We start from the raw sequence: 5936 nt of genomic DNA, 5'->3' as shown, positions 1-5936 counted from the left end.
GTCGTAGAATCAGGCAACGCGGAGTTTCAGGTTCACCGCAGGCGCAGGTTTCACGACCGCTGCGCAGCCGAACGCAGGCTGCGCCAGCTGCTACAGGTTCGGCAGCACGCAGTCTCGTGATGATTTGCGCGGGAACGACCAGGCTCAGGCGATGTTAAGGATGAATTAAGTTGCGCTGGTTAACCTGACGCCACTTAAACAGCTCACCCAAGGAATGACCCCATGAAGACGTTGACTGCCCTGTTCACCGCCGCTGCCCTGACCCTGACGGCCGGTTTCGCCATGGCCGATGTGCGTCCGGACCTGATCCCGGGTCTGCTCAAGGACGGCACCGTGATGGACATGTAGAAACTCAATCAGGCCGCGCTGGCCGAGCACCCTGGCAGCACGGCCGCGAACATCACCGACACCGAGCTGGAGCACAATGCCAAAACCAGTGCTTATGAGTACAAGGTCGAAATCCGCGACGCGAAGAACGTCGAGTGGGACGTGAAGCTGGACGCCAAAACCGGCAAAGTGCTGAGCAACACACAAGACAAGTAAATCGAAAAAAAAAGAAGCCGCACCCCCCTGAGGGTCTGCGGCTTTTTTGCGTCTGATGGGCATGACGGGCAACACCGCCGCGCCGTTACGCCGTCGTACTGACCAACGCCCCCGACGTGCTGCTGCCTGACTCTTGCAGCGCTTGCGTCAATGCCGCCGTAGCGGTCTCCAACGAACCCGAGGTGGTTGCGATCTGTGACTGGGCGGCGGCGATTTTCGCCGCTTTGGCATCCGCACTTTCCTGACTGGCCTGAGCAGCTTGCAGTTGTTGCTGTTGCTCCTGCAATTGCTTTTGCAATTGGGCGATCTGCTTGCGCAGCTCTTTTACCGTATCCGACTCACTGCTACTGCTGCTCGAACTGCTGCTACCCGACGCAGACGCGCCACCACCGGCTGCAACTTTGCCGCTGTCGGTCGTCGAACTTCCCGTCGCGGTGCTGCTTTGCGTGGTGTCGGTAGTGGCGCTGTCACTGATGGTCGTCTTGCTGGTGGTCGTGGACAGAGTCTGATTGATCGAGACCGATGTGAGGCTGACCATGGGCGTTTCCTTCGATGAGGTTAGGGATAACCGAATCATCGACGTGCAACCCCCTCACTTGAGATCAATCGTGTACCGACACGGTTAGCGTGCCGATACACATTTCAGTTGGCTAAGCGCCGAGGCGTGCCGTCACTGCGCTCAATTGCCCCGACAACCCGTGCAGATTGTTGCTCGCCGCTTCAGTGCGCTGCACGTTGTCCAGATTGGTACTGGCAATACTGGTGATCTCGGTCAGGTTGCGCGAAATGTCTTCGGCCACCGAGGTCTGTTCTTCAGCGGCGGTGGCGATCTGACGGTTCATGTCGCGGATCGCCTCCACCGACGCGGTAATGCGCTCGAGCATGGCCCCGGCTTGAGTGACCTGCTCGACGCTTTCTTCGCTGCGCGACTGACCGCTTTCGATGGCCTGGGCCGCGTCTACCGCGCCGGTCTGCACACTCTGGATGATCTGGTTGATTTCGATGATCGACGCCGCCGTGCGCTGGGCCAGGCTGCGGACTTCATCGGCCACCACAGCGAACCCGCGTCCGGCTTCACCGGCTCGAGCGGCTTCGATAGCCGCGTTCAATGCCAGCAAGTTGGTTTGCTCGGCGATGCCGCGAATCACTTCCAGCACCTTGCCGATACGCCCGCTATCGGTTTCCAGTTGGCGGATGACCGTCGCGGTGTTGGCGATTTCGCCGCGCATTTGGGTGATGGTGTGAATCGTGCCCTGCATGACCTTCTCGCCCTGCTGCGCCGACTGGTCGGCATCATCGGCGGCCCGTGCCGCGTCGGCTGCATGACGGGCGACTTCCTGGGCGGTGGCGGACATTTCGTTCATCGCCGTGGCGACTTGATCCGTGCGGTTGAACTGTTCGCTGGTGCCATGGGCCATCAAGGTTGCAATCGAGTTCAGCTCACCGCTGGCGCTGTCCAGATCCGAGGCACTGCGCTGCAAGCGACTGAAAGTCTCGGCAAGGAAATCGCGCAACGTGTTCGCCGCCACCGCCAGCTTGCCCAACTCATCCTGACGATCACTCGCCACCCGCTCGGCAAACCGGCCCTGGCTCAAGTGCGCGACGTATTCGATCAACTTGCGGATCGGTTCCACCAGATTGCGGTTGACCAGCCACAGGCTGAGCAAGCCAATCAACAGGCCCGAAGCCAGCATCACCAGGATACCCAGCAACACTGTACGATCGGCGCTGGCGCTGATCAGCATCGATTGCTCCCTGCCCTGTTTACGCAACTCGTCGACCAGTTCGCTCATCTGCTCGCTCGTGGCGCGGTCCACACCTTTGACCGCGTTATCACCTGCCGAAGGATCACCACCGGCTGTCAGATAAGCCTCTCGACCTTTTTGATACGCGCCGCCAAGCACCCGGTGCGCATCACGCAGGCTTTCAAGGCGGGTTTTAAGTGAGGCATCGATGCCCGGTTGGCGGGTCAATTCACCAAGAATGTTCTGTACGTCGCCCTGACGGTCCTCGAACTGCTTCCAGTACTTGTCCAGCTCAGCCGGTTGCTTGCCGCGCAACAGGACGTTTTTCCATTCCTGAACCTGAGCCTTGAATTGCAGGTTGGCTTCGTCAATCAGTTGCGAGGTACGTAACGGGCCTTCGATGAGGTTGCGGTAGTTCTGCACTCCGCTGGAGAGTAAGTGAAAACAGGCCAGGGCAATCAGCAACATCGCGATCAGACTGCCGCCCAGCAGTGCGAGGATTTGCGCTCTCAGGGATTTTTGCAAAAACATCGAGTGATACTCATGACAGGGATAAGGCTCGCACCAGTACGGCATGCGAGATGTCCGGACCTCCCTGTCGACAACATACGGCCGGACACCAAAGTGCCTGAGCCAATGTAGGCGTCATCGGCATGCACCACGGTTTCTTGACACTGATCCGACCACCGGTAGACGTTCTATTAAACGCGCCACCAAACTGTCACAAAACCGTCAAGCAGCGTTGCCATGATGCCGCTCATGTGAGCCTGTGAAACGTACGACAGGCGCCGCCCTTCAGCGAGACTCCATGAACCACAGCATCGATCAACGCCACCGCGATTCTGACCTGTTCGGCCTGCTCTACGGTTTCAGCTTTCGTCCCGGCGAACGCGGCCGCGAGATCGAYTCGGCCAAGGCGCTGCATCTGCTGCAACAACCGGGCGCCGAGGACGAGTTCCTCTGGCTACACCTGAACCTCGCCCACGCCGCGTGCGAGCGCTGGATGAAAGCGCACCTGGAGTTGCCGGAAGAATTTTTCGAAGCCTTGCATGAAGGCTCGCGGTCGACGCGCATCGAGCACGTCGATTCGGCGCTGCTGGCAGTGGTCAACGACGTGGTGTTCAACCTCAGCAGCATGGTCTCGTCAGACGTCTCGACCCTTTGGGTCTGCGCCCGCAGTCGGTTGATCATCAGCGCACGCCTGCAACCCCTGCACTCGGTGGACAAGCTGCGCTCCTCGGTCAAGGCCGGCGAATGCTTTCGTTCGCCACTGGAACTGCTCGTGCATTTGCTGCGCGACCAGGGCGAAGTGCTGACGCAGATCGTGCGCAAGACCAGCCAGAGTGTCGACCAGATCGAAGACGAGTTGCTGTCATCRCGACTGTCCACCAACCGTGCCGAACTGGGTGCCAACCGTCGGGTGCTGGTGCGCTTGCAACGGCTGCTGGCACTGGAGCCGGGCTCGCTGCTGCGTCTGCTCAACCGTCCGCCGCAATGGTTGCAAAAGGACGACGTCAAGGAGCTGCGCAAATCCACCGAGGAGTTCGCGCTGATCATCAACGACCTCACGGCGCTGGGCGAGCGGATCAAGCTGTTGCAGGAAGAGATCGCCGCCAACCTCAACGAGCAAAGCAACCGCACGCTGTTCACCCTGACCGTGGTCACGGTGCTGGCGCTGCCGATCAACATCATTGCCGGTTTCTTCGGCATGAACGTCGGCGGGATTCCCCTTGCCGGCGACCCGGAAGGGTTCTGGATTCTGGTGGCACTGGTCGCGACGTTCACCGTGCTTGCTGGACGCTGGGCGTTTCGCAAGCGGGCGGATTATTGATCCGTCCCACATCAATCCTGCCCTCGTAGCAGCTGGCGAAGCCTGCTGCTACGAGGGGGCTGACCGATCACTGTGCGATCCAGATCAGTGGAACGACAAAAAACCAAACACTGACCCAAAGCAGTCTCGCTGTAACATTCGGCAACGATCATGACCGGCACTCCTCCCTGACACAGGATTGTCCGGCAATGGCTACGCCTTCCTTGACCGCCGCCTCCAACGCCTCCGCCAGCAACGCCAGCCCGCAGCTTGATAAAAAACCCGGTGTATTGACCGCCGTGGTGTTTTTCGCGGTGCTGGCCATGGGGCTGCTGTTCACCGCCTACAGCCTGATACACGACATGCACGACCTCGGCACCACGGTGACTACCTGGACGCCGTTTCTGCTGCTCGGTGTGGCGCTGTTGATTGCCTTGGGCTTCGAGTTCGTCAACGGTTTCCACGACACCGCCAACGCGGTGGCAACGGTGATCTACACCCATTCGCTACCGCCGCATTTCGCGGTGGTCTGGTCAGGGGTCTTCAACTTCCTCGGGGTGCTGCTGTCCAGCGGTGCAGTCGCGTTCGGCATCATCGCCTTGCTACCGGTGGAGCTGATTCTGCAAGTCGGTTCATCTGCCGGTTTCTCAATGATCTTCGCCCTGCTGATCGCGGCGATCCTGTGGAACCTCGGCACCTGGTGGCTGGGCCTGCCGGCTTCGTCATCCCATACCTTGATCGRCTCGATCATCGGCGTCGGCGTCGCCAATGCGTTGATGCACGGACGCGACGGCACCAGCGGCATCGACTGGGCGCAAGCCACCAAGGTCGGTTACGCGTTGCTGCTGTCGCCGCTGATCGGCTTCGCATTTGCCGCGCTGTTGCTGCTGGCGTTGCGCATCTTCGTCAAACATCGGGCGCTGTACAAAGCCCCGAAAGGCAATACACCGCCACCGTGGTGGATTCGCGGGATGTTGATCCTGACCTGCACCGGCGTGTCCTTCGCCCACGGCTCCAACGACGGCCAAAAAGGCATGGGCCTGATCATGCTGATTCTGGTCGGCACCCTGCCGATGGCCTATGCGCTGAACCGCACCATGCCGGCCGACCAGGCGTTGCAATTCGCCGCCGTGGCTGAAGTCACCCAACAAGCGTTAGTCAGAAGTGCTCCGCTACCGGCCCCGGCCGACCCGCGCCCCGTGCTGTCCGAATACGTACGCAGCAAGGAAGTGACACCGCAACTGATCCCCGCCCTCGCCGCCCTGGCGGGCAATATCGGTAACGAAGTGAAAGGTTATGGCTCGCTCTCCAAAGTCCCGGCCGAGGCCATGGGCAACGTGCGTAACGACATGTACCTGACCAGCGAAACCATTCGCCTGATGGACAAGAACAAGGTCGGCGACTTCGATGCCGACACCACGGGCAAACTGCAATTGTTCAAACAGCAGATCGACAACGCCACGCGCTTTATTCCGCTGTGGGTGAAAATCGCCGTGGCGATTGCGCTGGGCCTGGGCACCATGGTCGGCTGGAAACGCATTGTGGTCACGGTCGGTGAAAAAATCGGCAAGACCCACATGACCTACGCCCAGGGCGCCTCGGCAGAAACCGTGGCGATGCTGACGATTGGCGCGGCGGACATGTTCGGCCTGCCGGTATCGACCACTCACGTGCTGTCCAGCGGCGTGGCCGGAACCATGGTGGCCAACGGCGGCGGCTTGCAGATGAAGACCATCCGCAACCTGTTGATGGCCTGGGTACTGACCTTGCCGGCGGCGATTATGTTGTCGGGGAGTCTGTACTGGTTGTTCACCCAACTGTTCTGAACCCGACAACAC

The 5936-nt window shown here is 60.3% G+C and carries 4 protein-coding genes and 1 pseudogene; 3 read left to right on the top strand and 2 right to left on the bottom strand.

Annotated features, from left to right (window positions below; all coding sequences use genetic code 11):
* Positions 1-222: 222 nt before the first annotated feature.
* A pseudogene (locus AC1DH9_RS19810) lies at positions 223-543 on the top strand (PepSY domain-containing protein).
* 85 nt (positions 544-628) lie between these two features.
* Here AC1DH9_RS19810 and AC1DH9_RS19805 read toward each other — a convergent pair.
* Both AC1DH9_RS19805 and AC1DH9_RS19800 read right to left on the bottom strand, forming a co-directional pair.
* Complete coding sequence (locus AC1DH9_RS19805) at positions 629-1081, bottom strand: hypothetical protein (RefSeq protein ID WP_427535988.1); 453 nt, start codon at positions 1079-1081, stop codon at positions 629-631.
* A gap of 112 nt (positions 1082-1193) precedes the next feature.
* Positions 1194-2819: a methyl-accepting chemotaxis protein gene (locus AC1DH9_RS19800; protein WP_427535990.1), complete on the bottom strand. Its 1626-nt coding sequence runs from the start codon at positions 2817-2819 to the stop codon at positions 1194-1196.
* 277 nt (positions 2820-3096) lie between these two features.
* On the opposite strand from AC1DH9_RS19800, the gene AC1DH9_RS19795 reads away from it, so the two are divergent.
* Together AC1DH9_RS19795 and AC1DH9_RS19790 are read left to right on the top strand one after the other, a co-directional pair.
* Positions 3097-4119 carry a transporter gene (locus AC1DH9_RS19795; RefSeq protein WP_427535992.1) on the top strand — a complete coding sequence of 341 codons (1023 nt, stop codon included), beginning with the start codon at positions 3097-3099 and terminating at the stop codon, positions 4117-4119.
* Between the two features lie 188 nt (positions 4120-4307).
* Entirely contained in the window at positions 4308-5924 is a 1617-nt protein-coding gene (locus AC1DH9_RS19790; RefSeq protein WP_477808633.1) for an inorganic phosphate transporter, read from the top strand.
* Positions 5925-5936 lie beyond the last annotated feature (12 nt).

The organism is Pseudomonas sp. 05T35 (assembly GCF_056396605.1).
This window is presented reverse-complemented; position numbering and strand designations above follow the sequence as displayed.